This is a genomic window from Gracilibacillus sp. HCP3S3_G5_2, from assembly GCF_052063305.1.
GTDB lineage: Bacteria > Bacillota > Bacilli > Bacillales > Amphibacillaceae > Gracilibacillus.
The window spans coordinates 327129-351718 of sequence record NZ_JBQHXU010000002.1 but is presented as its reverse complement, the minus strand read 5'-3'; the positions used below and the strand labels follow the sequence as shown (position 1 = coordinate 351718).

32 protein-coding genes are annotated in these 24590 nt (G+C 36.6%); 23 read left to right on the top strand and 9 right to left on the bottom strand.

Annotation, left to right across the window (positions count from 1 at the left end; genetic code table 11):
• The first annotated feature begins 15 nt into the window (after positions 1-15).
• From ACTNEP_RS04205 to ACTNEP_RS04185, 5 genes are all read left to right on the top strand, one after another.
• Positions 16-492: a molybdenum cofactor biosynthesis protein MoaE gene (locus ACTNEP_RS04205; protein WP_441160422.1), complete on the top strand. Its 477-nt coding sequence runs from the start codon at positions 16-18 to the stop codon at positions 490-492.
• Positions 485-718: a molybdopterin converting factor subunit 1 gene (gene moaD / locus ACTNEP_RS04200; protein ID WP_441160421.1), complete on the top strand. Its 234-nt coding sequence runs from the start codon at positions 485-487 to the stop codon at positions 716-718. The genes ACTNEP_RS04205 and moaD overlap by 8 nt, the downstream gene beginning before the upstream one ends.
• Position 719: 1 nt before the next feature.
• A complete protein-coding gene (gene mobB, locus ACTNEP_RS04195) occupies positions 720-1205 on the top strand; it encodes a molybdopterin-guanine dinucleotide biosynthesis protein B (RefSeq protein ID WP_441160420.1) in 486 nt (161 codons plus the stop codon).
• 114 nt (positions 1206-1319) lie between these two features.
• A complete protein-coding gene (gene mobA, locus ACTNEP_RS04190) occupies positions 1320-1910 on the top strand; it encodes a molybdenum cofactor guanylyltransferase (RefSeq protein WP_441160419.1) in 591 nt (196 codons plus the stop codon).
• Between the two features lie 5 nt (positions 1911-1915).
• Positions 1916-2317 (top strand): YbaN family protein, encoded by a 402-nt coding sequence (locus ACTNEP_RS04185; RefSeq protein ID WP_441160418.1) that lies wholly within the window; start codon positions 1916-1918, stop codon positions 2315-2317.
• 69 nt (positions 2318-2386) lie between these two features.
• On the opposite strand, the gene ACTNEP_RS04180 is transcribed toward ACTNEP_RS04185, so the two are convergent.
• Positions 2387-2899, bottom strand: coding sequence for a phosphatidylglycerophosphatase A family protein (locus ACTNEP_RS04180; RefSeq protein WP_441160416.1), 513 nt, complete (start codon positions 2897-2899; stop codon positions 2387-2389).
• A gap of 80 nt (positions 2900-2979) precedes the next feature.
• Between ACTNEP_RS04180 and ACTNEP_RS04175 the strand changes: the two genes are divergently transcribed.
• The 4 genes from ACTNEP_RS04175 to thrB all read left to right on the top strand — a co-directional run bounded on the left by ACTNEP_RS04175 (position 2980) and on the right by thrB (position 7533).
• Complete coding sequence (locus tag ACTNEP_RS04175) at positions 2980-3951, top strand: hypothetical protein (RefSeq protein ID WP_441160415.1); 972 nt, start codon at positions 2980-2982, stop codon at positions 3949-3951.
• A 320-nt stretch (positions 3952-4271) separates the two neighbouring features.
• Entirely contained in the window at positions 4272-5564 is a 1293-nt protein-coding gene (locus ACTNEP_RS04170) for a homoserine dehydrogenase (protein ID WP_441160414.1), read from the top strand.
• A 5-nt stretch (positions 5565-5569) separates the two neighbouring features.
• Entirely contained in the window at positions 5570-6631 is a 1062-nt protein-coding gene (thrC, locus tag ACTNEP_RS04165) for a threonine synthase (RefSeq protein ID WP_441160413.1), read from the top strand.
• Entirely contained in the window at positions 6628-7533 is a 906-nt protein-coding gene (thrB, locus tag ACTNEP_RS04160; protein WP_441160412.1) for a homoserine kinase, read from the top strand. The genes thrC and thrB overlap by 4 nt, the downstream gene beginning before the upstream one ends.
• A gap of 243 nt (positions 7534-7776) precedes the next feature.
• On the opposite strand, the gene ACTNEP_RS04155 is transcribed toward thrB, so the two are convergent.
• Entirely contained in the window at positions 7777-8007 is a 231-nt protein-coding gene (locus tag ACTNEP_RS04155) for a NifU family protein (protein WP_018930821.1), read from the bottom strand.
• A gap of 187 nt (positions 8008-8194) precedes the next feature.
• Between ACTNEP_RS04155 and ACTNEP_RS04150 the strand changes: the two genes are divergently transcribed.
• The 3 genes from ACTNEP_RS04150 to ACTNEP_RS04140 all read left to right on the top strand — a co-directional run bounded on the left by ACTNEP_RS04150 (position 8195) and on the right by ACTNEP_RS04140 (position 9768).
• Positions 8195-8443: a DUF1450 domain-containing protein gene (locus ACTNEP_RS04150; protein WP_441160411.1), complete on the top strand. Its 249-nt coding sequence runs from the start codon at positions 8195-8197 to the stop codon at positions 8441-8443.
• A gap of 17 nt (positions 8444-8460) precedes the next feature.
• The gene (gene dapF, locus ACTNEP_RS04145) at positions 8461-9315 is read left to right on the top strand and encodes a diaminopimelate epimerase (protein WP_441160410.1); all 855 of its coding nucleotides are present in this window, start codon (positions 8461-8463) and stop codon (positions 9313-9315) included.
• Between the two features lie 93 nt (positions 9316-9408).
• Complete coding sequence (locus ACTNEP_RS04140) at positions 9409-9768, top strand: HesB/IscA family protein (protein ID WP_441160409.1); 360 nt, start codon at positions 9409-9411, stop codon at positions 9766-9768.
• A gap of 39 nt (positions 9769-9807) precedes the next feature.
• Here the strand turns inward: ACTNEP_RS04140 and ACTNEP_RS04135 are convergent, their stop codons facing one another.
• Positions 9808-10791: an NAD(P)/FAD-dependent oxidoreductase gene (locus ACTNEP_RS04135; RefSeq protein ID WP_441160408.1), complete on the bottom strand. Its 984-nt coding sequence runs from the start codon at positions 10789-10791 to the stop codon at positions 9808-9810.
• A gap of 286 nt (positions 10792-11077) precedes the next feature.
• Here ACTNEP_RS04135 and ACTNEP_RS04130 point away from each other — a divergent pair, with 286 nt between their 5' ends.
• From ACTNEP_RS04130 to ACTNEP_RS04120, 3 genes are all read left to right on the top strand, one after another.
• Positions 11078-12295, top strand: coding sequence for an NAD(P)/FAD-dependent oxidoreductase (locus tag ACTNEP_RS04130; protein ID WP_441160407.1), 1218 nt, complete (start codon positions 11078-11080; stop codon positions 12293-12295).
• Positions 12296-12469: 174 nt separating this feature from the next.
• On the top strand, positions 12470-12781 hold the full coding sequence (locus tag ACTNEP_RS04125) for a YuiB family protein (protein WP_441160406.1): 312 nt from the start codon (positions 12470-12472) through the stop codon (positions 12779-12781).
• A 68-nt stretch (positions 12782-12849) separates the two neighbouring features.
• Complete coding sequence (locus tag ACTNEP_RS04120; RefSeq protein ID WP_441160405.1) at positions 12850-13536, top strand: 3D domain-containing protein; 687 nt, start codon at positions 12850-12852, stop codon at positions 13534-13536.
• Positions 13537-13695: 159 nt separating this feature from the next.
• Here ACTNEP_RS04120 and ACTNEP_RS04115 read toward each other — a convergent pair whose 3' ends face one another.
• Positions 13696-14169: a divergent PAP2 family protein gene (locus tag ACTNEP_RS04115; RefSeq protein WP_441160404.1), complete on the bottom strand. Its 474-nt coding sequence runs from the start codon at positions 14167-14169 to the stop codon at positions 13696-13698.
• A 242-nt stretch (positions 14170-14411) separates the two neighbouring features.
• A complete protein-coding gene (deoD, locus tag ACTNEP_RS04110) occupies positions 14412-15119 on the bottom strand; it encodes a purine-nucleoside phosphorylase (RefSeq protein ID WP_441160403.1) in 708 nt (235 codons plus the stop codon).
• Between the two features lie 236 nt (positions 15120-15355).
• Between deoD and ACTNEP_RS04105 the strand changes: the two genes are divergently transcribed.
• The 3 genes from ACTNEP_RS04105 (at position 15356) to ACTNEP_RS04095 (ending at position 16655) form a co-directional block, all read left to right on the top strand.
• Complete coding sequence (locus tag ACTNEP_RS04105; protein WP_058306856.1) at positions 15356-15619, top strand: phosphocarrier protein HPr; 264 nt, start codon at positions 15356-15358, stop codon at positions 15617-15619.
• Positions 15620-15840: 221 nt separating this feature from the next.
• Complete coding sequence (locus ACTNEP_RS04100; protein ID WP_441160402.1) at positions 15841-16008, top strand: hypothetical protein; 168 nt, start codon at positions 15841-15843, stop codon at positions 16006-16008.
• Between the two features lie 59 nt (positions 16009-16067).
• Entirely contained in the window at positions 16068-16655 is a 588-nt protein-coding gene (locus ACTNEP_RS04095) for a superoxide dismutase family protein (protein WP_441160401.1), read from the top strand.
• Between the two features lie 100 nt (positions 16656-16755).
• Here the strand turns inward: ACTNEP_RS04095 and ACTNEP_RS04090 are convergent, their stop codons facing one another.
• Both ACTNEP_RS04090 and ACTNEP_RS04085 read right to left on the bottom strand, forming a co-directional pair.
• Positions 16756-17931, bottom strand: a complete 1176-nt coding sequence (locus ACTNEP_RS04090; protein ID WP_441160400.1) for a MalY/PatB family protein — start codon at positions 17929-17931, stop codon at positions 16756-16758.
• A 102-nt stretch (positions 17932-18033) separates the two neighbouring features.
• Positions 18034-18840 carry an alpha/beta fold hydrolase gene (locus tag ACTNEP_RS04085; RefSeq protein ID WP_441160399.1) on the bottom strand — a complete coding sequence of 269 codons (807 nt, stop codon included), beginning with the start codon at positions 18838-18840 and terminating at the stop codon, positions 18034-18036.
• Positions 18841-19256: 416 nt separating this feature from the next.
• Between ACTNEP_RS04085 and yugI the strand changes: the two genes are divergently transcribed.
• The gene (gene yugI, locus ACTNEP_RS04080) at positions 19257-19607 is read left to right on the top strand and encodes a S1 domain-containing post-transcriptional regulator GSP13 (protein ID WP_441160398.1); all 351 of its coding nucleotides are present in this window, start codon (positions 19257-19259) and stop codon (positions 19605-19607) included.
• A 283-nt stretch (positions 19608-19890) separates the two neighbouring features.
• Here the strand turns inward: yugI and ACTNEP_RS04075 are convergent, their stop codons facing one another.
• Positions 19891-20088, bottom strand: coding sequence for a DUF378 domain-containing protein (locus ACTNEP_RS04075; RefSeq protein WP_441160397.1), 198 nt, complete (start codon positions 20086-20088; stop codon positions 19891-19893).
• 209 nt (positions 20089-20297) lie between these two features.
• Here ACTNEP_RS04075 and ACTNEP_RS04070 point away from each other — a divergent pair, with 209 nt between their 5' ends.
• The 3 genes from ACTNEP_RS04070 (at position 20298) to ACTNEP_RS04060 (ending at position 22385) form a co-directional block, all read left to right on the top strand.
• Entirely contained in the window at positions 20298-21644 is a 1347-nt protein-coding gene (locus ACTNEP_RS04070) for a glucose-6-phosphate isomerase (RefSeq protein WP_441160396.1), read from the top strand.
• A 78-nt stretch (positions 21645-21722) separates the two neighbouring features.
• Complete coding sequence (locus tag ACTNEP_RS04065) at positions 21723-21866, top strand: hypothetical protein (RefSeq protein ID WP_441160395.1); 144 nt, start codon at positions 21723-21725, stop codon at positions 21864-21866.
• Between the two features lie 105 nt (positions 21867-21971).
• Entirely contained in the window at positions 21972-22385 is a 414-nt protein-coding gene (locus ACTNEP_RS04060; protein ID WP_441160394.1) for a YugN family protein, read from the top strand.
• Positions 22386-22428: 43 nt separating this feature from the next.
• On the opposite strand, the gene ACTNEP_RS04055 is transcribed toward ACTNEP_RS04060, so the two are convergent.
• Positions 22429-23436 (bottom strand): potassium channel family protein, encoded by a 1008-nt coding sequence (locus tag ACTNEP_RS04055; protein ID WP_441160393.1) that lies wholly within the window; start codon positions 23434-23436, stop codon positions 22429-22431.
• Positions 23437-23509: 73 nt separating this feature from the next.
• On the opposite strand from ACTNEP_RS04055, the gene ACTNEP_RS04050 reads away from it, so the two are divergent.
• Positions 23510-24568, top strand: coding sequence for a M20/M25/M40 family metallo-hydrolase (locus tag ACTNEP_RS04050; RefSeq protein ID WP_441160392.1), 1059 nt, complete (start codon positions 23510-23512; stop codon positions 24566-24568).
• Positions 24569-24590 lie beyond the last annotated feature (22 nt).

Genomic DNA, 24590 nt, shown 5'->3' with positions numbered 1-24590 from the left:
GTAAGGAGAATGAGAATGCATGATAAATTGTTTGAAGTAGTAGAGGATCCTATTTCTGTCGAAGCATTAATTAAAAAAGTAAAAGATCGTAATGCTGGCGCGATTACAACCTTTATCGGTACGGTTCGTGAAATGACAGGTGACAAGAAAACCATTTATCTTGAATATCAGGCATATAAACCGATGGCAGAAAAAATGCTTGCTCAGATCGGGAAAGAAATAAATGCTAATTGGCCAGATACGAAGGTGGCTATCACGCATCGCATCGGCTCTCTTGAAATTTCAGAAATTGCTGTCGTAATTGCTGTTTCATCACCTCATCGTAAACCAGCTTATGAAGCGAATCAGTATGCCATTGAGCGAATTAAACAAATCGTTCCGATATGGAAAAAAGAGCAATGGGAAGATGGTGAAGCATGGATCGGCGACCAATTGGAAAATGTGTCCTATCCAGAAGGGAAACCAGAAATAAAGGGTGAGGAGAATGGTTGAGGTTTTATTATTTGCTCAATTACAGGAAGAAGTAGGAAAAGATAAAATTTATTTAGATATCAAAGAAAGTACGGTAAAGGATTTAAAGCAGAAATTGCAATCTGACTATAAATTGAGCCAGTTAGAACAATCGATGGTTGCTGTTAATGAAGCTTATGCATTGGAGGGTGATATCATTCAACCAGGTGACACTGTAGCAATTATTCCTCCAGTAAGTGGTGGTTAATATGTTTGTTGTACAAGTGGTAGGGTATAAAAATAGTGGTAAGACGACATTTATGACACAATGGATTAACTACTTAACAGAAAAAGGTTATCAGGTAGCTACCGTTAAACATCATGGTCACGGTGGTGAACCAGATCAGCTAAAAGGAACAGATAGTTATCAGCATTTTGAGGCAGGTGCAAAGCTGTCAACCGTTGTGGGCGATAGCCAGCTTATCATGACAGCTGATAAAAGGAAATTTTCATTGAAAGCACTATTGTTATTATATCAATCGATCGATATAGATATTGTTCTCATTGAAGGCTATAAACAGATTCCTTTACCGAAAATCGTATTACTGAAAAAGGATGATCATCTGCTTTTAGAGTCAGTTGAAAATGTGAAATATGTGTATCAGGATAATGCTGAATATGCTGAACAGTTATTTTACGAAGTAGAAGCTAACTGGTCAGATTTCGATTTTGAGAATGTCAAAACCTTTCTTTAAAGAATGATTTCGTTCTGTTTCAGTGAAATGAGACCAGTTATGAAAAAATATGACCGGTTCATGTGAAAGAATTCCGACAATATTGTGAAAAATTGAGCGAAAGGCGTGTAACTAGTGGAAAAATTGTCAGGAATCGTGTTAACTGGAGGTAAGTCATCTAGGTTTAAAAAAGACAAAGCACTTGCAACGAATAAAGGATTATCTTTCTACGAGCATGCAGTTCAAGTGATGGTAGCTTGTACGGATACCATCATTGTAGTCGGAAGGGACAACCAACCTGTGAAGCTGGATTCACCGAATATAGAGGTTATCAAAGATCTGGAACGTTTTAAAGGACAAGGTCCATTGGCTGGTATTTATTCCGCTATGGCTGCAGGGAATACTGAGTGGTACCTTGTCTTACCAGTGGATATGCCATTTATAGATCAATACATTTTAAAAAAGTTAACAACCAAGATTCATGAAAATACCGATGCCATTGTTGCTCGAATAAATGGACGGTTACAGCCATTAGTTGCTCTCTATAAAAAAAAGACAAGTCAGATGATGGAACAACAATTAACAAGTGGGCAACGGTCGATGCGTCAATTACTAGATCATTTACACGTAACCTATGTTGATTTTCCAGAGCAGGAAGAGAAATATTTTATCAATATAAATACGCAAGAAGAATATCAACAGCATGTGATAGCTAAGTTGGAGTGAAATAAATGTGGAAGTTTAAAAGATTATGTTGGCTATTAGGAGGGTTTGTAAGTCTTACTACCGGCTTAATCGGTATTATAGTGCCTATCCTGCCTACAACCCCATTAGTAATCTTAGCAGCATTTTGTTTTAGTAAATCATCTCCGGTATTGCATAATTGGCTAGTAACAAATAAATACTTTGGCCATTATATAGCAGATTATCAGAGGGGAAAAGGTGTACCAACTCGAATAAAGGCCTTTGCTGTTTTAATCGTTTGGACGAGTGTTCTAGTGACATTAAGTGTTATTCCATTAGTTGTTGTGAAAGTGTTGATGCTTGTGATTGCAGTACTTGTCACTATTTTTATTTTCACCTCGCCCCTATTAAAAAAGAAAACCAATACAGAATACATTAGCTTGAACTAATTACCTGATGACTGAAGAAATCCACGTATTTCATAGCACTGAAATACGTGAATTTTGTTTTTTCTTTACTTATTCATCATCTATGGAGTGGTCATTGGCTTTACTGTGTGCTAAGCGTGAGGAAGCAGCTGCTGCAATTGCCCCAACGATATCATCTAAAAATGTATGACATCCTTGTGATTTATCATTTAACTTTTCCAGAATACCTGGCTTTTGCTTATCAATGTATCCATAATTGGTAAACCCAATGGACCCATACACATTTACAATTGATAAGGCAACAATTTCATCTATACCATATAGGCTTTCATCTGTTTCCAGTATTTCCTGAAGTGGAGGTTCTAATTGATTGTTCTCTGCCAAAACATCCAGCTGGATACCGGTAATAATTGCATTTTGCACTTCGCGCTTCATTAACACTCGATCAACGTTTTCATAACATTCCTCTAATGTTAATTGATCCTGATATTTATTTTGGAGAAAATAAACTAATTCTGCAATGTCTTCTAATGTCACTCCGCGTTCTCTTAACCATTCTCTTGCTTTCTGTTCTAATTCGGTTTGTCTACGTTCGTTTGCCATTTGATCACATCCTATATTCATCATTTTCATATCACGGTATACATATAGTTTAATATATAAACATTAAAGGGGGAAATACAGTGCATCCTATTTTTTTACACTACCCAATTCAGGTGCCTACTAAACAAGTCACAGAGAAACCATATTTAACTTTTGCAGATCAAACATATTATTATTTTGTTATCCCGACTTCTATAACTGAGCGCTTTGCGCTTGAATTATATACTATTGCTACTCATTATCATCAACAAGGCTGGACAAATGTCACCTGTCCGATTCCAAATGTGCACAATCAATTTCTTACATCCATTGGTAAAGAAAAATATTTGCTGTGTTATGCGATCTACAAGGAAGACCAACGAGAAGAAGCTACTAAACTTTCCGAATTTCATCAAGCAGGTTTTGGTTATCCGTATCAGCCAAGTTCGATGAACAGTTATGGAAAATGGAAAGAATTATGGATTTCCAAGTTAGACCAGTATGAGGCTATGTTTAAGCAATTATATGAACAAAGACCTGCTTCACCTTTTATTCGTGAATTTGTTAATATGTTTCCTTATATTATTGGCTTAGGAGAAAATGCCATTCAATACCTGCATAGTGTGGAACAGGAATCTCGATTTAATGAAAGTGATCAACCATCGATCACCTTTGGACGTTATCAAAATGATATGAAGGAGATATTCATTTTAAGTGATCGATTTGTGTATGATCATCCAGTACGTGATATAGCAGAAAAATTGAGGCAGTACATGCTAACATCAGAAGGTCTGTCTAGTCATGAATGCCAACAATTTTTGCAAGGTTATGTAACTAATAGGACACTATCAGCATTCGGATGGAAACTATTATATGCACGATTGATTTTTCCTATTCATTTATTAGACTACATGGACCAAATCCGTCATAAGACCAACGATTCTTCTGATATAGATACACTCATTAAAAATCAATCTTTTTATGAAGAGAATATGCGCACGTTTTTTTATCAAATAGGTATTGATGAAAGAGAAATAAATAGTATACAATTAGATTGGTTAGTAGATGTCTAAAAGTACCGGACAATGCACCTGCATCATGGATCGACTAGGTGCATTTTTTATTTTCGAAAAATGTAATGTATCATAATAAAATAGTCATAGTAAAGGAATATTTCTCTCAATCTAAGTGAGAATGGAAGAAAGCTTTCCATTATTTTCTCGATCACGTAGTTTTATCTACTATTATCTCAAATAGTAAGAGGAGCAGTTGGATTTACTGTTTTTCTTCTTTTTTAGGTGATTGTGTCTTGCTAAAGACAGCTTTCACATGTATAATGTCCACTATATATATACAAATGTTCACGTAACGCAAACAAAGGGAGGGCGTCTATATGAATCAGGTTAACGTTGGTTTATGTGGTTTAGGCACAGTAGGAACAGGAGTTGTCAAACTGTTACAAAGCCATGCCGAAGAAATCAAATATAAGGTAGGCTGTGAAATTCAAATAAAAAAAATTCTAGTCAATGATATCGAAAAGAAACGTGATGTTGCCATTCAACCTGAGTGGTTAACAGATAATCCGCAAGAATTAGTAAGTAATCCAGATCTTGATATTATTATTGAAGTAATGGGTGGTATTGAGGATACTAATCTTTTATTAGAAAAAGCAATCCGTAACAAAAAACATATCGTTACAGCAAATAAAGACCTAATGGCGGTTCACGGTCAAGAACTACTTAGATTAGCTAAAGAAAATAATTGCGATATATTATATGATGCAAGTGTTGCCGGGGGGATTCCGATTATTCGCTCTCTAACAGAAGGATTGGCATCAGATCGTATTCAAAAAATAATGGGGATTGTTAATGGGACAACAAATTATATTTTAACCAAAATGACAGATGAGGAATTAGCATTTGAACCAGTCTTAAAAGAAGCACAAGCACTTGGCTTTGCCGAAGCAGATCCGACTTCTGATATTGATGGGTTAGATGCAGCAAGAAAAATGACCTTGCTTGCAAATCTAGCTTTCAAAATGGAAATTGGTTTAGAAGATGTTGAAGTATCAGGAATAAGAACAATTTCCCAAGAAGATATTACCTTTGCTACAAGTTTAGGGTATACTATTAAATTAATAGGAATTGCATCGATCTATAATGGAAAAGTAGAGGTAAGTGTGGAACCTACTCTTTTACCACAAGATCATCCACTAGCTTTAGTCAAAAATGAATTTAATGCTGTATATGTTTATGGTGAGGCAGTAGGGGAAACAATGTTTTATGGACCTGGGGCAGGAAGCATGCCAACCGCAACAGCAGTTGTGTCTGACTTAATGGAGGTAGTGAAAAATATTCGTCTTGGCATTACGGGTAATGAATATACCGTACCACAATATGAAAAGCAATTAAAAAAGGATAACGAAAAATATATGCAGTATTTCATTCGAATGGAAGTAGACGATGAGGCTGGCACTTTTCAAAAAATTACAAACGTATTTACCAATGAAGAAGTAAGCTTCCAAAAGATCTTGCAATTACCTTCTAATAAAGAGAAAATGGCAGAGATTGTGATGATTACTCATAAGATAAGTAAGCAGCAATTATTGAACAGTAGAGAAAATCTAAAAGGATTAGACGTAGTTAATGAAATAATCAGTTGTTATCGCGTCGATGGGGAGGATTAATTGTTATGGCATGGCAAGGACTTTTGAAAGAGTATAAGGAATTTTTACCGATTGAAGAAAACACGCCGTTAATCAGCTTGCATGAAGGGAATACCCCTTTAATAAAATTAGATAAATTGTCAGAAAAGTTTGGCATTAATGCGTATGCTAAATTTGAAGGGTTAAATCCCACAGGTTCTTTCAAAGATCGTGGCATGGTAATGGCAATGGCAAAGGCTGTAGAAGAAGGTGCTAAAGCAGTTATTTGTGCATCTACTGGTAATACTTCGGCGTCTGCAGCAGCTTTTGCTGCACGTGCTGGCTTAAAATGTATTGTGGTTATTCCTGAAGGTAAAATAGCGCAAGGTAAATTAGCACAAGCAGTAATGTACGGTGCTGAAATTTATTCGATAAAAGGCAATTTTGACGATGCTCTTCGTTATGTTCGTAAATTGGCGGAGAGCGGGGAAGTAGCACTTGTGAACTCTGTCAACCCATACCGAATTGAAGGGCAAAAGACGGCAGCATTTGAAGTATGCGATGACTTAGGTAAGGCACCAGATTATTTATTTATTCCTGTTGGGAATGCAGGGAATATTACAGCATATTGGAAAGGTTTCAAAGAATATCATGAAATGAAAGCAACGGGTTTACCGAAAATGATGGGATTTGAAGCGAGTGGTGCAGCGGCGATTGTACATAATCGTGTCTTTGAAAACCCTGAAACAGTAGGTACAGCTATTCGTATAGGTAATCCAGCAAGCTGGCAAGGTGCAGTAAATGCTCGTGATGAATCGAATGGTGAAATTGATGAAATCACGGATGATGAAATGATCGAAGCTTACAAATGGATTGCCCAAAATGAGGGAGTATTTGCAGAACCGGCATCTTGCGCCTCTGTAGCAGGTTTATTAAAGAAATTAAAAGAAGGAAAAGTAGCTAAAGGATCAACAGTTGTTACTGTGTTGACTGGTAATGGCTTGAAAGACCCGGATACTGCTATCAATTATAGTGAAGTTAAACCAACTGTATTGCCGAATAAAGAAGAAGTAATCATCAATGAGATAATGGGTAGTGTCAAGGCATGAGCTGGTCAATAAAAGTTCCATCTAGCACAGCCAATTTAGGTGCAGGCTTTGATTCAATTGGATTGGCTTTAAACCTGTATTTAGAATTGTATGTATCATATGCAGAAGATTGGCGTTTTATAGCGATTTCTGATTGTTTGGAAGGTATTCCAACTGGAAAAAATAATTTAGTTTATGAAATAGTCGAACAGGTTGCAAAATTGTATAATAAAGAAAACCAGATCCCTGCATGTCAAGTAGAAATGAAAAGTGAAATTCCGTTAGCAAGAGGTTTAGGAAGTAGTGCTACTGCGGTTATTGCCGGGATTGAACTTGCAAATGTGCTTTTAGATTTAGATCTTTCCAAAGCTGATAAATTGCAGATTGCGACAGATATTGAAGGACATCCGGATAATGTTGCACCATCCTTAATAGGGGGATGTGTAATTGGACATTACGATGGCGATGTCACCTATTCTCAAATAGCGATAAAAGGTGTTACATTTGTAGCTTGTATCCCGCATTTTGAATTGAAGACAAGTGATGCTCGCAATGTTTTACCGGAGCAGTTAAGCTTTAAAGAAAGTGTACAAGCTAGTAGTGTAGCAAATGTGAGTGTAGCAGCAATTTGTCAAGGTGACTGGGAAACATTAGGAAAGATGATGGAAAAAGATCATTTCCATCAGCCGTACCGTAAGTCACTAATTGCTCATTATGATGAGCTTTATCATTATTTGAAAAATAAAGGTGCTTATGGTGTTTTTCTAAGTGGAGCAGGCCCAACAATGATAGCAGTTGTAGACGATAAAAAAGTATTTTCACTCGTTAAGGAATGGAAAGCAGCATACCCGGATTATCAGTGGCTTCCACTACAAGTGGAAAATACTGGTTCGATCGTGGAAACACTACGTGAAGATATATAATAAGACTGTTTAAAAAGATAAATCCACTTTTTTGTGTGATTTATCTTTTTATTATGCTGCTAACCAAAAATTACCCTAGTAGGAGAAAAGATTTGTTGCATAAACCGAGATAATAAACAAATCTGGGAGCTAACCGTCTGATATCACCTCGAGTGAGCGAAGTATCACTTTAATCATCCAATGGCTTTCCAATAAAAAAGGAAACGTTTCTTTTGAAAGAATCGTTTCCTGGTAAAATGTTGATTAAAATACTTGCTCAATTTCCGTAACGCCAGGTACTTCAGCCATTAGTGCGCGTTCAATACCTGCTTTCAGAGTAATGGTAGAGCTAGGGCAGTTACCACATGCACCCATTAAACGTAAGCGAACGATACCATCTTCCACATCCACTAATTCGACATCGCCACCATCACGTAATAAAAATGGACGTAATTTATTTAAGACTTCTTGTACTTGTGCTGATTGTTCTTCCATGAATGGAGACTCTCCTTTCCTCACTACTACTCTAAAGGGCTATTTGTTAAAAAATCTATGTTTAGTATCACACGAATGACAAACATTCTCAACTTTATTTTATCTTTTATTGATTTATTTGTAAATAAAAGTGTGTTAAAAATAAATTAGGCAGATGAACCTTAAGATAATTTGAAGGTGTGATATAATGAGAATTAGAATCAATGTTGGCTTTTGTGTGAAAAATCTTGCAAAAGGTACAGAGCAGGTCCGACAACAATTACTAACGGATCCTGATATGGATGTAGCGGAATATGGGTGTACAAGTTATTGTGGCATTTGCCGTAACTATCATGTTGCTATCGTGAACGGTAGGCCAATCACAGCAGATACACCAGAACAATTATTAGATAATATTAATGAGTATATCGATAATGAATTAATCGATCAGTTTTAAAGAGGGGACAGAAAGAAATGAACATACCATTTACTAAAATGCATGGTTTAGGAAACAGTTATATTTTTATCAATGTATTTGATTTTCCACTTGAAGAAGAGATGCTGGCTGATTTGGCGAGATCTGTAGCTGATAAAGATACTGGAATAGGATCAGATGGCCTTATATTAATTCATCCAACTGAAAATGCTGAAGTTGGAATGCGTATTTTTAATAAAGATGGATCGGAAGGAAAAAACTGTGGCAATGGTTTACGATGTGTCGCAAAGTATGCCTATGAGCATCACTTAGTAGATTCAAAACAATTTACAATTGAAACGAAAGCGGGAAATGTCAGTGCAGAAGTACACGGAGACCGTTCGCAGGTAGAGGAAGTAACGATTGATATGGGAAAACCATTGTTAAAACGGTCAGAGATTCCGATGTTAGGTAGAGAACAAGACAAGGTAGTAGCTGAGCCGTTTGCTATTGAAGATGAACAGCTAGCTATCACGACAGTGTCCATGGGGAATCCACATGCTGTTTTCTTTGTGGAGGATATTAATCAAGCACCATTAACTACGTTGGGTCCAGTTATTGAGAAAGATGAGCGATTCCCGGAAAGCGTCAATGTTGAATTTATCGAAAAAGTGAATGATCAGGAGATACAGTTTAGAGTATGGGAAAGAGGTTCAGGGGTGACACAAGCATGTGGTACAGGCGCTTGTGCAGCTGTTGTTGCATCTATTTTAAATAATAAATTGGAAAAAGGAAAAGAAATTACTGTTCATTTAGCTGGTGGCGATTTGTATATCACTTGGGCAGAGGATGGGCATGTCTGGATGCGTGGAAAAGCGGAAACGACGATTGAAGGAACATTTTTCATGGCTTAATTATAATGCAAATATATTGAATTACCATGATTGAGTTTGTATACTTGATCATACAATAAGTATTAAAGTACTTAGAAAAAGGAGTTTTTTTCTATGGTTATTAATATTACGGAAAGTGCCAAAAATCAGATACAAGAAATGATGAAAGAAGAAGATGCAGAAACAGTACGTCTTCGTTTCGGTGTCAAAGGTGGCGGATGTAGTGGTCTTTCTTATTCCCTTGGCTTTGATTATGACGTCAATGAAGAATTAGACTATACTGAAGAGTCAAATGGTATTCCACTAACGATCAAAAAATTCGATATTGATGTGATCGAAGGAACGACAATTGACTTCAAACAAAATATGATGGGCGGAGGATTCACGATTGATAACCCCAATGCGATCGTATCATGTGGTTGTGGATCATCGTTTAAAGCGAAGGAAAGAGAAGGAACACCTGAAAATTGTTAATGAAAAAAGCATCGAGCAAATTGGCTCGATGCTTTTCTATTAAAACATGCTAGTAGAATGCTTGGGTTGAATTCTTGCCTTTGGATCCATATAAGCTTTGGCATTGTTAACTGCAGTTGGTCCTTCTCCAAAACCAGCAGCGATTAAATTCACTTTACCTGGATACGTACAGATATCACCAGCAGCATAAATCCCTGGGACATTTGTTTCCATTTTTGAATTAACAACTATACTATTCTTATCAATTTCTAATCCCCAGTTTTTAATTGGTCCTAAAGATGAAATAAACCCATAATTCACTAGTACATGGTCGACGTCCAGTACGACTTCCTTGTCACCTTTCACTTCTTTTAACCGGACTTGATCAATCTTATCTTGGCCAATTAGGCTTTCAGGCACATACGGTGTTAATATATTAACATTCGATTTCATTAAGTTTTCTACACTTGCTTCGTGGGCTCGGAAGGTATCTCTTCTGTGTACTAATGTAACTTCTTGTGCAATCGGTTCTAACATTAATGCCCAATCAACCGCTGAGTCTCCGCCACCAAACAATACAACACGTTGATCACGGAATTTATCCATATTATCGACGAAATAGTGAAGATTTTCACCTTCAAACTCTTCCGCCTGATCAATCGTTAATTTTCTCGGTTGAAAAGCGCCATTTCCACCGGTAATAATAATTACTTTAGAGAAGTGTTCTTCTGTTGGTGTGGTAATTCGGAAGGTCTCATCATCTAAACGTTCAACGTTTTCAACCGGTTGATTTAAGACAATTTCAGGTTTAAATAAATCGGTTTGTTCTTTTAAATTATCAACGAGTTCCTGTGCTCGGACTTTTGGAAAGCCAGCTACATCATAAATATATTTTTCTGGATATAGTGCGCTGAGCTGTCCGCCAATTTGTGGCAAACTCTCGATGATTTTAACAGAAGATTGCCTTAATCCACCATAAAAAGCGGTAAATAAACCGACAGGTCCTGCACCGATTATCGTTATATCATAAACTTCCTTTAACATAGTTAGATTCCCCCTAATGCTTACATCAATGCCTAATATTTTAACATAATTGCTGCTATTATGTCATTTTTACTTGCTTTTAATTGGTAATTTGTAAAATTCACCAAATTAGTAGAGAAAGTTTTTAAAAAATTGTACAAAATCAACCGCAAGGGTTGAAAAATGTCGTAAAAAGGTCTAACATATACTATGGACTAATAATTAAGGCTCATGTATCATTACGTGATAGTACGTGAAATACATCACGAATTGTTACAAAAAAAATACTTAAATGGATGTGAGAAAGATGAATAAACCTAAAATTGTTGTTTTGGGAGCAGGCTACGGTGGTCTTACTACAGTAGCAAAACTACAAAAAAAATTGGGTGTAAACGATGCACACATTACACTCGTCAACAAGCACGATTACCACTATGAATCTACTTGGTTACATGAAGCTGCAGCAGGTACCTTACACCATGACCGCAGTCGGGTGAAAATATCTGGTATTATTAACTCTGCAAAGGTTAATTTTATTCAAGATACTGTAACAGCGATAAAACCTGATGAGAAAAAAGTTGAACTACAAGATGGCGAAGTGCTGGATTATGATTACCTGGTAGTTGCCTTAGGTTTCGAAGCAGCTACGTTTGGAATTCCTGGTTTATTAGATCATGCATTTACGATTGGTAGTATCAATAAAGCGCGTCAGATTCGTGAACATATCGATTATCAATTTGCAACATATAATAATGAAGCTGAACCTAAGGCAGAGCGATTAAATATCGTTATCGGTGGCGGCGGCTTCACTGGAATTGAGTTTGCTGGAGAATTAGCAAATCGGATTCCAGAGCTTTGTGAAGAATATGATATAGATCGCAGTAAAGTGAGAGTTATTGTCGTAGAAGGTATGGATACAATTATGCCTGGTTTTGACCCAGAATTAATTGAATATGCACTAAACTCACTGGAGTCACGCGGAGTGGAATTCAAACTTGGTGCGATGTTAAAAGAGGTTCGTGCTGATGGTATTACCATTGAGCAAAACGGTGAAAAAGAAGATATTCCTACAATGACAACCGTATGGGCAGCCGGGGTACGTGCTAACCATCTTGTGGAAGAATCTTCATTAGAAGATAACCGTGGTAAAGTGGAAGTTACCCCAGAATTACGTGCACCATCACACGAAGATGTTTTCGTGGTTGGAGATTGTGCTTTAGTCTGGAATAAAGAAATTGATCGCCCATATCCACCTACTGCTCAAATTGCTATGCAACAAGCAGAAGTTTGTGCACATAATTTAATTGCACTTGTAAAAGGTGGAGAGTTGGAACATTTCGAGTTTATCAACCGTGGTACTGTATGTTCACTTGGTGACAAAGATGCAATGGGCTCTATCTTTGGAGGTAAGAAGATCTACGGATGGACTGCTTCCTTCATGAAGAAAGTTATTGATAACCGTGCATTATACAAAATCGGCGGTGTAGGATTAGTATTGAAAAAAGGTAAATTTAACATCTTTTAATTACTATCATAAAAAGCAGAGGGCTAATCCTCTGCTTTTTATATCCATCCATATGGTTTAGTTTTATGGTCGAATTTTCTTACAAAAAAATGAACTTTGTTGCACAAGTTCTGATGGCGGTATAAAATAAAATGAGTAATTAATTTTGGCATGAACTTAGAGGAGTAGACCCGAATGATTCAACTTTTTATCTCAGTTCTTTTATTTTTTGTGTTATTTTTTGGTATTAGTTTTATTCTCAATATGATTTTGCGTCAAACATGGTTAATGGCATTTGTGTTTCCAGTAATCGTTATATTTATTGTCGATACTTTTCCATTTTCTACATATTTCACTGATCCAGGCTATGCATTCCCGACTTTGTGGAATGAAATCGTTACATTAGGTGTACAAGATATGATTATCTTATCCTCGGGATTTATTGGGACAATAGTTGCTGGAATCGTCATTAAGTTTTTGAGAAAAAACGGTTATCAAATGTTCTAAAATGATGAAAATGTATAATTCTTCTTGGTAGTGGAAAAGATTACACCTAAGAGAGGTGTGATCTTTTTATGTTTTTATGGAAAATCGCCAAAAATTTATTGTGGCTTTCTCTATTGTTTGGTGCATTAATGTCTAGTTTCACAATGGTATCTAATGTATCAGCACAAGAAGTGATTAATAGCTTAGCAGATGAAACACCTGACTCACTTGATATAAGTTATCAGGAAGATAGAGAGATAGTAGACAAAAAGAAGAAATCCATGAAACACCGTAATAATCGAGTCACTTATATTTCAAGTGAAGAAATCACAGGACCATCAACTTTAGAGGAAACATTAGATTTAAGTCAATATGAGAAACATAATGTCGTTGCTACAGGTTATACAGCAGGTGTTGAATCTACTGGTAAAACTCCAGATCATCCTGCATATGGTATAACTTATTCAGGTGTAAAAGTTACGCGGGATTTGTATTCCACGATTGCAGCAGATTTAAATATTTTTCCTCTTGGTACAATACTCTATATTCCCGATTATGGCTATGGTATTGTAGCTGATAAGGGTGGTGCAATTAAAGGGAATAAGATTGATTTATATTATCCGACAGTAGAGGATGTTTATGAAAAATGGGGGAAAAAAGCATTAGATGTATATGTGATTGAATATGGAACAGGACAATTGACAGAAGAAGTAGTGGAAGGTTTAAATAATACAGAATCATTACAAGTATTTAGGCATCAATATAAAGCAGAGTAAAAAAGTACGCGTAGTCGTTCAAATGAATAACCGCATGAAATCTAATGATAATGGATGATTTCATGCGGTTTTATTTTCTGATTGGATTTCAAAAAAATTACTTTTTATGTATGTTTCAGCCTTTTTGCATATATAGGCTGAGGATGTAGCATTTCATTTTTAAAATAGTGGATAAAGTAGGAAGGCTAAGATGATCCCTGTTAAGCCACCAAAGAACACTTCGATCGGCTGATGACCGAGAAGTTCTTTTAATTCTTTTTGTTTTTCATATTCCCCTTTTTTAGACCATCCTTTTGCTTCAGAGACAAAATGATGAAAATCCTTCACTAGTGTGTTTATTAATATGGCTTGTTCTCCAGCTTGTCTACGGATGCCTGTTGCATCAAACATGATAATAATGGCGAGCACACAGGATACGGCAAATAGTCCTGATGACACACCGTGTTCAATGCCGACTCCAGTGGTAACGGCTGTAACCGCTGCAGAATGACTACTTGGCATACCGCCTGTACTAAATCCCAATCCAGGTTTGAATTCTTTAGTAGCGATAAAGTGTAGGGGAACTTTTATAAATTGGGCAAAAACGATTGCGATTAAAGCTGCCCAAAGTGGGAAGTTTTCGAAAAGCTCCAATTAGAACATCCTCTCTGTCTCTTAGATGGAAAAGCTCGGTATCCGGTGTTGATAATTACTAAAAATGTTCCTATTTATAGGTATCTACCGACCAATTTCTTTTTCATTATAGCATAGCTTTAGCCTATTTAATATTGATTACTCATCACTTAACACAGTTTTAATAATAAAAGGATGAGAACAAAACTATGCTCTCATCCTTTTGTTCTGAAGGGATTTTGAACGGTTGTAATACCCTATTCTTATTTAATTGCCGCTTCAAGTGATACTTCAATCATCTCGTTAAAAGTTGTTTGACGTTCTTCTGCGGTCGTTTCTTCTCCTGTAACTATATGATCAGAAACAGTTAGAACGGATAATGCGTTACGATTGAATTTAGCTGCTAGTGTATACAATGCTGTTGACTCCATTTCAATTGCTAACACGTTGTATTTATCAAGTAGCTCTAGCATTTCTTTCATGTTATCACGATAAAAACTATCGCTAGTAAATACATTTCCAACTCTTAAAGATAGCCCTTTTTCTATGCCTGTGTCATATGCTTTTTTCAATAAGTCAAAATCAGCAGTTGGGGCGTAATCAATTCCTCCAAACACCATTCGGTTCATTTGCGAGTCTGTCGAAGAGGTACTGGCAAGAATGACATCTCTTACCTTTACATCTTTTTGAATAGCTCCACATGTCCCGACGCGAATCAGATTCTGTACATCATAGCTTTGGATTAGCTCATTCACATAGATAGAAATAGATGGGACTCCCATCCCGGTTCCCTGAACAGATATTTCTCTCCCTTTATATGTGCCAGTATATCCGTACATCCCGCGAACTTCATTATAGCAAGTAGCATTTTCTAAGAAATTTTCTGCAATATATTTGGCGCGCAGTGGATCTCCGGGAAGTAGGATTGTATCTGCAATATCTCCTTTTTTTGCTCCAATATGTACACTCATGTATAAGCCCTCCTTTTAGGCGTAGTATAAATAGAAAATATCATAATGAAAATCGAAATACAAATGGAATCCTTTTGAAACAGAAATGGAACCCTTTACATTGTTTGTGGATTTTTTTCTCTTTTTTGTTTCTTAATTCGTTTTTTTCGTATATAATAGTCTTAGTTAGTCATTTCAGGTTTTTTGCAATTATTTGACTGTTAAATGATGATCGATTGATGAGGAGGAGTTATGTTATGAAAGAACAATCTTTTACTATTCAAAGTGACACTGGTATTCACGCACGACCAGCTACTTTACTAGTAAATAAGGCTGGGCAATATGAATCGCATGTAGAATTACATTATAACGGAAAAACAGTAAACTTAAAATCCATCATGGGTGTTATGTCACTTGGTGTTCCAAAAGGAGCGGAAATTCGTATTACTGTTGATGGTAATGATGAAGATCAAGCTCTTGAAGGAATTGCAGAAACAATTGAAGAGCATCTAGGAAAATAATGTCAAAAAGCTAGTGATTCATACTAGCTTTTTTAATTTCTAAAAATTCGAATGTCGCAGGTGCTGCAATGCCTCTATCATCTATTGATTTTTTGTACGGGCGCGTAGGCTTTTCTTATGTTATAATAGGGTTTTATTAGGAATACTTTATCACGGTGCTAATCGTCCGTGAAACCCCCATTGAGGGAAGTCTCACTTTATAATAAGGGAAGTGATGTAAGATGATGGAATTTCTTTATTTCCCGGAAGATAAATCGTTGTATATTCCTGCGGTGATTAGTCTGTTAATTTTTGTTATCGGGGCGATTGTTGCGATGTATTTTATTAAGAAAGCATCAAAAAAAGAAGAAGAGAAGTGGAAACAAAAATATGACGATTTGAAAGATTGATTAAGTTTACTTCTCCTTGTCCATAATAGGTAATGGATAAGTGAAGAGGAGTAGATGTGATGAAAAAAAGATATGTAGTTTGTTTCTGTTTTTCAGTGTTTATCGTGTTAACTAGCTGCCAGGCAGCCGAACGCTCTCCGTTAGAAGTGCGTCTGTATAATACGGATCAAGATGCCGTTGGAACTGCTACATTTAATGAACAAGATGGTATGGTATCTGTTCAAATTAAGGTGGAAGGTCTGGAGCAAGGTATGCATGGTGTACATATTCACGAATATGCTAAGTGTGAAGGACCGGACTTTCAATCTGCCGGGAATCATTTTAATCCAGAAGGAAATGAACATGGCCTCATGCATCCAGATGGTGCTCATTTAGGTGATTTGCCAAATATAGAAGTAGAGGCAGATGGAACTGCCGATGTAGAACTTGAAATTGATGGGGCTACCCTAATGGATGGAGACAAGTCATTATTAAGAGAAGATGGTACTTCTATTATTATTCATGCTGGACCAGACGATGGAATTTCACAGCCAGCAGGAGATTCGGGTGACCGTATTGTCTGTGGTGTTATATCGCTAGAAGAAGCAACGGATGAAGAAAAACCAACCGATCCAACAGAATTTAATACAGAAGAAGAGGAAGAGTAAGCTTTCATTTGCTTACTCTTCTTTACGTAGCAGGAAGTATAGAGAATTGTATAACGAAATCTGAGGCATTCGTAGATCCGAGGCCATTTGGTGATTGGCCTTATTTCCTAAATTTTTCCAACGCATTCATAATTCGGGAAGTACCTTCTTTTACTATTGCTAATGGGCAGGCGATATTCATTCGCATAAAGCCTGTGCCTTCTTCACCAAACGAGACGCCGTCATTTAAACCGATCTTCGCTTCTTTTTGTAGGAATTCTTTTAATTTATCTTGTGACATACCGAGTTTGCGGAAATCCATCCATACTAGGTAGGTGCCTTCTGGATGGAATACATTTACTTTATCGTGATCAGCAAATGCCTTTTCTACATAATCGATATTTGTCCGTAATTGATCGAGCAATTGATTAAGCCATTCCCTGCCATCATTATAGGCAGCCTCTAAAGCAGTAATCCCCATTGTGTTTAGCATATGTATTCCTTGTTTATGGAATGTCTTCTCTAATGCCTCTCTTTTTTGTTTATTCGATACAATAGCGAAGGAGGCTTGTAATCCTGCCAAGTTAAAAGTTTTAGTTGGTGACATACAGGTAATGATTTGGTCTGTCATTTCCGTATCGATTTTAGCGATCGGGATGTGCTTGTATGGTTGATAGACAAGATCAGCATGAATTTCATCCGCAAGAATCATCACATTGTATTGTTTGCACAGCGCGATGATTTGCTCTAATTCTTTTTGTGACCATACACGTCCCACAGGGTTATGCGGGTTGCAGAGAATAAATGCCTGAACGCCTTGCTGTAATTTGGCTTCAAAATCTTCGAAATCAATTTCATATCTATTATCTTGAATAATGAGTTGATTTGTCACTAGTTCGCGGTCATGTTTTTTTACGATATCATAGAAAGGAGGATAGACAGGCGTCTGGATGAGCACTTTATCTCCTTTATCTGTGAAGGTTTGGATCGCCATATATAACGTAGTGATCACACCTGGGCTATATAGAATAGAAGCGCTTTTTACTTTCCAATTATGTTTATATTCCAACCAACTGGTAATGGTATGTTGAAGTGCATTATCTGTAAAGGTATAGCCGAATATGCCATGCTCTGCTCGTTGTATTAGTGCGTCTTTTACAGCTACTGGCACTTCAAAATCCATGTCTGCTACCCACATTGGCAAGACATCCTCTGATCCATAAAGCGCTTTGACCAAGTCCCATTTAACCGCCCTTGTATTTCTTCTCTCTATTTGGTCATCAAAAGAAAATTTCATCGTTTTTTGCACTCCCTTAACAATACTCTTTGATATGTCTATTCAACCATATTGTTCGGTTGAAAAAAAGTCTCATGCTTGAACTCTAAGGAAAAGAAGACATTATTTTATTCCTTGCCCAACGAGTTTAGCAATGTAGTAAGAAGCCTCTTCTGGGAGGAGGTGACCGGTTTGATCTAGGGTTGTCAGTGTGGCATTCGGTAGGTATTTGATCAGTTCATATCCAATTTCGTATGGAATAATTTCATCGTTTTTCCCCCAGATGATAGATGTAGGTGTGTCAATGGTGACGAGTAATCGTTCAGTTAAATCACCTTGGTGGTCGTTCAGGATTTTTATGATACAAGGGTATATCTTTTTATCGAGAAAGGGTTTTTTATAATGCTCTAACATTTCATCTGTGATAATGTCGTCGCGATAAATCGAATGCCTGAGCATTTCATATACTCCTTTTCGCTTTAACAACGTTCTAGTTATGAATGAAGATAGTGGGTTATGACAGATTACTTTAGCGAACCAAGGTGAGTGTCGCATAAAGCTGCATGGGGCTAGCAAATATAATTGTTTAACATTGTCAGGGTATTTGTATGCAAACCGCAAAGAAATTTGGCCGCCCATCGAGTGACCGAGTAAAAAGGCTGTATCAATAGCCTGATCGTCCAATAGATATTTAATGGCATCTGCCATATGATCGTAGGAAAATAAACAAGTATTAGATTTTTCACTTTCTCCAAATGGTGGAATATCGATGGTAATGACTTGAAAGTCCTTTGTTAATAAAGGAATTAACTTCCGAAAACAATAGGATGAAGCTAAAAATCCATGCAACAAGATGATTACTGGTTTAGATGAATCTTTATAAAAAGTGAAGCTAATCATATGTCCTTTGTATGCAATTGTCCTTTTCATGCTATGAACCTCACTTAGATAATTTCAAGATGTATGGAAGGGTATTTATGACGATGCTATTCGTACCTTAATCAAGATTTAAGTAACATAAGGATAAGTTTAGTGATAATAGAAGCTAGCACCCTGATCATAGTCTCACTTTATTTGGACTTTAGTAAAGTAGAAAAAAATAAGCAAAGCGACAGAGCGCTTTGCTATCCAGGGGGAATACGAGAAAGTCTTACATACTTATAAATTGCCCAATTTTATAATTCTTAAACATATTTTTAATAAAATATAGAAATTTTATCTGAAAGTTTACGATTAGAAAAGAAACTCGGCTTTCTTTTTGCCATTTTTATTCTAAGTATGCTAACATTACTTAATGTTTAAAGAGTAAATAATTCGGTAAGAAAATGTTTAGAGGAGTTGGAAGCATGTCAGAAAAATTTCAAATAGGAGATGTGGTGGAAGGAGTTATTACAGGGGTTCAACCTTATGGTGCTTTTGTCTCGATTAGTGATGAAGTACAAGGATTAATTCATATATCAGAAGTTACCAATGGATTTGTTAAAGATATTACGGATCATGTTAAAGAAGGTGACCATGTTAGAGTGAAAATAATTGAGGTTGATGAGGAAGAGAACAAGTATGCTTTATCGATTCGTGCTCTAGAGCCTGAAAAGCCAGATGACCGTGTTACAAATCCAATTGCCGAAAAAGAAGGGGAACATGGATTTAATACACTGAAGGACAAGCTGAAAGAATGGATTAAGCAATCAGAATAAAAAAATGAAAAGACTGGGACAAAAGAGTAAATAGATAGGATAAATCCGAACATGAAAGTCTGCGTACACATCCCGCTTCGGCAAAATATTTCGCTTTCCGTGGGCGATCTTTAGCTAACTGTGTGAAGAAAAACACTTCACACAGTGAATCTACTCGTGTGAGTTTCGAAGATCAAGCCGATCCACAGGTATGTTGCCTACGCTTCGTTCAGATTGTTCGGATTCTCGTTTACCTATTTAGTTATGTCTCAGCCTCTTTCTTTAAAGCGAAGTTTAACAAGGATTACTCCTCATTGGAATCAAAAAGAAACGCAATGCTTACAAGTCCCGCAATTCCAACAATGGTATAAATAACTCTAGCAAATGCACCTTCTTGACTGCCTCCACCAAACAGGGCTGCAACTAAATCAAATTGAAACAGTCCAATCAAGCCCCAATTAATCGCCCCGATAATGATTAATATTAAAGCTAGCTTCTTCATTTTTAAACCTCTTTTCTTTTATGGTATTGTAAAAATAGATATATTTCTTTCCTATTCTGTCATTATTCTCGAAAATTATACTAAGTGTTCATTGACTCCCATTTTTTTATTGGACAACTTTTCTAAAATCCACTGTTTCTATGCTTGATTTAAGACAAAGGATTCGGTACATTTAAATAGTGATAATAATTATTGGAGGTTACAAAGACATGACACATGTACGCTTTGATTACGAGAAAGCATTAGCCTTTTTCGGGGAACATGAATTAGAGTACTTGAAAGAACCTGTAAAATTGGCACATGAAATGGTACATAATAAAACAGGTGCAGGAAATGACTTTTTAGGCTGGGTAGACCTTCCGACTGATTATGATAAAGAAGAATTTGCCCGTATTAAGAAGGCTGCCGAAAAAATCAAGTCGGATTCGGATGTGCTATTAGTTGTTGGTATTGGTGGTTCTTACTTAGGAGCACGTGCAGCAATCGAAATGCTTAACCATTCTTTCTATAATGAATTAACGAAGGAACAACGCAAAACACCTCAGGTTTTCTTTGTTGGTAACAGCATTAGTGCTCCATATATTAATGATTTATTTGATGTATTAAAAGACAAAGATGTCTCTGTAAATGTTATATCGAAAAGTGGTACGACAACAGAACCAGCAATTGCTTTCCGTATTTTCCGTAAGTTTCTTGAAGAAAAGTATGGTACGGAAGAAGCGAAAAAACGTATTTATGCGACAACTGATAAAGCAAAAGGTGCACTAAAAACATTAGCAAATGAACAAGGCTATGAAAGCTTTGTTATTCCTGATGATGTGGGTGGACGCTATTCTGTTCTTACAGCAGTAGGCTTATTACCAATCGCGGTAAGTGGAGTAGATATCGATGCCATGATGCAAGGTGCACAAAAAGCTCAAGCAGAATTGAGTGAAGCAGATCTTGCCAAAAACCCAGCGTATCAATATGCCGCAGTACGAAATATTCTTCATAACAAAGGCAAAACAATCGAAATGCTAATTAATTATGAGCCAGCTCTTCAGTATTTTGCTGAATGGTGGAAACAATTATTTGGCGAAAGTGAAGGGAAAGATTTCAAAGGGATTTATCCATCCTCTGCTAATTTTTCCACAGACCTTCATTCATTAGGTCAGTATGTACAAGAAGGTCGTCGTGATATTTTTGAAACAGTCCTTCACGTTGAAGAACCGAAATCAAATATCACGATTGAAAAAGAAGAACAAGATTTAGATGGATTAAATTACTTAGCAGGTGAAACTTTAGACTTTGTTAATGAAAAAGCATTCCAAGGAACATTGCTAGCACATACGGATGGTGAAGTGCCAAATCTGCTTGTCCATCTTCCGAAGTTAGATGCATACACATTCGGGTATGTAGTGTATTTCTTCGAAAAAGCTTGTGCGATCAGCGGCTACTTATTAGGTGTCAATCCATTTGATCAGCCAGGTGTTGAAGCATATAAGAAAAATATGTTCGCATTACTTGGTAAACCAGGTTTTGAAGAAGAAAAAGAAAAATTAGAAAAACGTTTATAATCGTTAAGAGCTGTCCTTAAAGTGTCTTTATTTGGGGACAGCTTTTTTACATACGAATAATTGATTAGGAGGGATATCATGAATAAAATCGTAGATAATCGAGGAGAAGAACATGAATGGAAGCTGATTATTGTTACAATCTGTTCTTTGATCACATGTAGGAAAATAAATAAATTGGAACGGTATAAGAATAGATTAAAAGGAACCTTTACACCATATTAATCACGTTGCTCATTGACTGAAAATCCGCACAGAGGAAAGTTTTAGTTTTTACACGCATTATTTTCTGAGTTGAAGGGTACCCTAATAAAAAAAGGGGTGCATACATTGTACGAATTAGATTCAGAAATTGAGAATAATGTTTATTCCTATCAACAGGTCAAAGGGATACTTGAAAAAGAAGGGTATGCTCTAGGTGGAGCATGGGATTATGATCATGGCTATTTTGATTATAAATTAGCTACTGATGGCGGTTATCATTTTCTTCGTATCCCATTTCAATCTGAGCGAGGAGAAATAGAGCATGACGCGTCGGTCATTAGGATGGGAAAACCATATATACTAACTCATCGCTATCAGGATGATGTAGATGCCTATGCAGAAAGCAGTGTCATCCAATCAGCATTTAATCAATTCCAAACTCCCATTGAAAAAGATGGAGATATCCCTTCCGAATATATTGAAAAAGGGAAAGTTGTATTGCAAAACTTGGAAGTATTACTTGCGCAAATATCAGGCTAAAAAGCAAAAAAGAAGTTTACCCATTTCGTTTAAAAGAAATGGGTTATTTACTTGAATCCATTGGCATTAAGTAGATTAATGAATCTCCCATTTTCATATGTAATGTAAAATCGGGATGCAGGAGCATTTCATTTTCCCGAATGATGCCAATTAACCATTTTCTCTCGCTAAGCAATTGCTGAGCACAAAAATAAAAATCTTTTCCAATCAATCCTTCAGAGATCAATGTGGAGCAAAATTGTTGTTCCTCCAATGTGTTTGCTATAATATCAGTAACTTGAAGATCTTTTTGGAAGAGTGATTGATAAAATAAGGAACTCATGAAATTATTGGAGCGGACAACAACATTTGCACCAGCACGAATGGCATTTTTTCGCTGGATTTCGGTTAGAATTTCTGCAATGATATGGATAGAAGCATTATTACCACGGGCTGCAATAATACTTAAAATCGTTTGTCGATCCGCTTGTTCTTCCGTTAACGTAGGATCGGAAGTAATGATAACGAATTTTGCTTGAGCAATATTGGCTTTTTGTAATGTCTTGTCTGAGGTGGGCTCCCCATTAATAAAATGGATGTGGTGCTCCTTATACGATATCTTATTTACAGAATGATCTATCAATACAGTATCAGTGTCGAGATTATGCGCTTTAAACATGTCAATTAATTGCTTAGTCCGCTCATTCCAACCGATTATGATAGTATGGTTTGTCCCTTTATAAGTTGTTTTTCCTTCTGATAAGTCTTGTTCAAATTTAATTGTTCCGGCGGATAACGTAGCCATATAAAATGTTACGAAACCACCACCCGCTAAAATTAGAAGGATAGCAATTATTTTCCCAAGTGAGCTAAGCGGAACATAATCACCATATCCAACTGTTGAGCCAGTGACAAACGCCCACCAGATGCCATCAAACACAGAAGGAAAATGAGCAGGTTCAATTAAATGAATAAGATAACCGAAGCATAACATTAGTATCGTTACACTTAGTAATAGACGTACTATAATCGGAAGGTGGAAGTAAAATTGTATCCATTTATTCCAGAGCATATATGATCACCTTTTTTTTACTTATAGTGTTAACAAGTGCTACCAACTTATTCTTATAGGAGGAATGTATAACATGGAAACCGAAAGAATTGCGTTTTTACAAGAATTATTACATACACCATCACCATCGAGCATGGAGATGGAAATTCAGAAAAAGTGGATGAACTATGTCGAACCGTTTGTTGATGAAGTACGTACTGATAATGCAGGGAATGTTATTGCAGTTAAAAATGAGGATGCGGATTTTCATTTGTTATTGGCTGGTCATTGTGACGAGATCGCCTTTATTGTAAATCGTATTGATGAAAATGGCTTTGTCTATGTTGATAAAATGGGTGGCATTAATCCGAAGGCAGCAATTGGTATGAAGGTGGAGATTTTAGGTCAAGATAAACTAGTTCCAGGGGTTATTGGTGTAAATGCTCAGCATCATGGAGGGATAAAAGGCGATTTTGATGTAGCAGATCTATTTATTGATTGTGGAGCAAAAGATAAATCAGAAATGGAAGCTGACATTCAAATCGGTGATTTAGTAGTATATCGTAGACAGTCGGAAATTGTAAAGAATCGTTATGTCTCAGGTAGAGGACTTGATAATCGTACAGGTGCGTTTATAGTTGCAGAAATTATGAGAAGACTTGCTAATAAAGATATTCGTATTGGAGTATATGGAGTAAGTACAGTCAATGAAGAGACGAATATGGGCGGAGCCTATTTCGCTGCAGCGGGTCTGCAACCAGATGCAGCCTTAGCATTAGATGTAACGTTTGCTACGGATTACCCATCCGTTGATAAACGAAAGCATGGGGATATTCGTTTAGATGGTGGCCCTGTACTTGCGAAGGGAGCACCAATTAATCGTAAATTAAACCAACTTCTTGAAAAGAACGCAAAAAAACTGGGGATGAATATTCAATATGAATTAACGCCAAGACATACAGGAACAGATGGTGATAAGATGCGTTTAACCGGTAAAGGCGTTCCGATCAGTCTAGTTTCACTTCCATTAAGGTATATGCATTCACCTGTAGAAACGGCAAGCTTGAAAGATATCGACGAAGAAATTTCGTTAGTAGTTGAAATGATTATAAATATGACTGGTAAGGAAAGTTTAAACCCGTTGGATGATTAAAAAATGTTGACATCATATGCTA

Coding starts and splice junctions, on each gene's coding strand:
- ACTNEP_RS04140 (WP_441160409.1), top strand. CDS start 9,409: ATGGTTATTAATATTACGGAAAGTGCCAAAAATCAGATACAAGAAATG.
- thrB (WP_441160412.1), top strand. CDS start 6,628: ATGAGCTGGTCAATAAAAGTTCCATCTAGCACAGCCAATTTAGGTGCA.
- ACTNEP_RS04130 (WP_441160407.1), top strand. CDS start 11,078: ATGAATAAACCTAAAATTGTTGTTTTGGGAGCAGGCTACGGTGGTCTT.
- ACTNEP_RS04180 (WP_441160416.1), bottom strand. CDS start 2,899: ATGGCAAACGAACGTAGACAAACCGAATTAGAACAGAAAGCAAGAGAA.
- ACTNEP_RS04170 (WP_441160414.1), top strand. CDS start 4,272: ATGAATCAGGTTAACGTTGGTTTATGTGGTTTAGGCACAGTAGGAACA.
- ACTNEP_RS04100 (WP_441160402.1), top strand. CDS start 15,841: ATGATGGAATTTCTTTATTTCCCGGAAGATAAATCGTTGTATATTCCT.
- ACTNEP_RS04055 (WP_441160393.1), bottom strand. CDS start 23,436: ATGCTCTGGAATAAATGGATACAATTTTACTTCCACCTTCCGATTATA.
- ACTNEP_RS04135 (WP_441160408.1), bottom strand. CDS start 10,791: ATGTTAAAGGAAGTTTATGATATAACGATAATCGGTGCAGGACCTGTC.
- ACTNEP_RS04065 (WP_441160395.1), top strand. CDS start 21,723: ATGAATAAAATCGTAGATAATCGAGGAGAAGAACATGAATGGAAGCTG.
- yugI (WP_441160398.1), top strand. CDS start 19,257: ATGTCAGAAAAATTTCAAATAGGAGATGTGGTGGAAGGAGTTATTACA.
- moaD (WP_441160421.1), top strand. CDS start 485: ATGGTTGAGGTTTTATTATTTGCTCAATTACAGGAAGAAGTAGGAAAA.
- thrC (WP_441160413.1), top strand. CDS start 5,570: ATGGCATGGCAAGGACTTTTGAAAGAGTATAAGGAATTTTTACCGATT.
- ACTNEP_RS04090 (WP_441160400.1), bottom strand. CDS start 17,931: ATGAAATTTTCTTTTGATGACCAAATAGAGAGAAGAAATACAAGGGCG.
- ACTNEP_RS04155 (WP_018930821.1), bottom strand. CDS start 8,007: ATGGAAGAACAATCAGCACAAGTACAAGAAGTCTTAAATAAATTACGT.
- ACTNEP_RS04205 (WP_441160422.1), top strand. CDS start 16: ATGCATGATAAATTGTTTGAAGTAGTAGAGGATCCTATTTCTGTCGAA.
- dapF (WP_441160410.1), top strand. CDS start 8,461: ATGAACATACCATTTACTAAAATGCATGGTTTAGGAAACAGTTATATT.
- deoD (WP_441160403.1), bottom strand. CDS start 15,119: ATGAGTGTACATATTGGAGCAAAAAAAGGAGATATTGCAGATACAATC.
- ACTNEP_RS04105 (WP_058306856.1), top strand. CDS start 15,356: ATGAAAGAACAATCTTTTACTATTCAAAGTGACACTGGTATTCACGCA.
- ACTNEP_RS04075 (WP_441160397.1), bottom strand. CDS start 20,088: ATGAAGAAGCTAGCTTTAATATTAATCATTATCGGGGCGATTAATTGG.
- ACTNEP_RS04185 (WP_441160418.1), top strand. CDS start 1,916: ATGTGGAAGTTTAAAAGATTATGTTGGCTATTAGGAGGGTTTGTAAGT.
- ACTNEP_RS04050 (WP_441160392.1), top strand. CDS start 23,510: ATGGAAACCGAAAGAATTGCGTTTTTACAAGAATTATTACATACACCA.
- ACTNEP_RS04150 (WP_441160411.1), top strand. CDS start 8,195: ATGAGAATTAGAATCAATGTTGGCTTTTGTGTGAAAAATCTTGCAAAA.
- ACTNEP_RS04085 (WP_441160399.1), bottom strand. CDS start 18,840: ATGAAAAGGACAATTGCATACAAAGGACATATGATTAGCTTCACTTTT.
- mobB (WP_441160420.1), top strand. CDS start 720: ATGTTTGTTGTACAAGTGGTAGGGTATAAAAATAGTGGTAAGACGACA.
- ACTNEP_RS04125 (WP_441160406.1), top strand. CDS start 12,470: ATGATTCAACTTTTTATCTCAGTTCTTTTATTTTTTGTGTTATTTTTT.
- ACTNEP_RS04095 (WP_441160401.1), top strand. CDS start 16,068: ATGAAAAAAAGATATGTAGTTTGTTTCTGTTTTTCAGTGTTTATCGTG.
- ACTNEP_RS04070 (WP_441160396.1), top strand. CDS start 20,298: ATGACACATGTACGCTTTGATTACGAGAAAGCATTAGCCTTTTTCGGG.
- ACTNEP_RS04120 (WP_441160405.1), top strand. CDS start 12,850: ATGTTTTTATGGAAAATCGCCAAAAATTTATTGTGGCTTTCTCTATTG.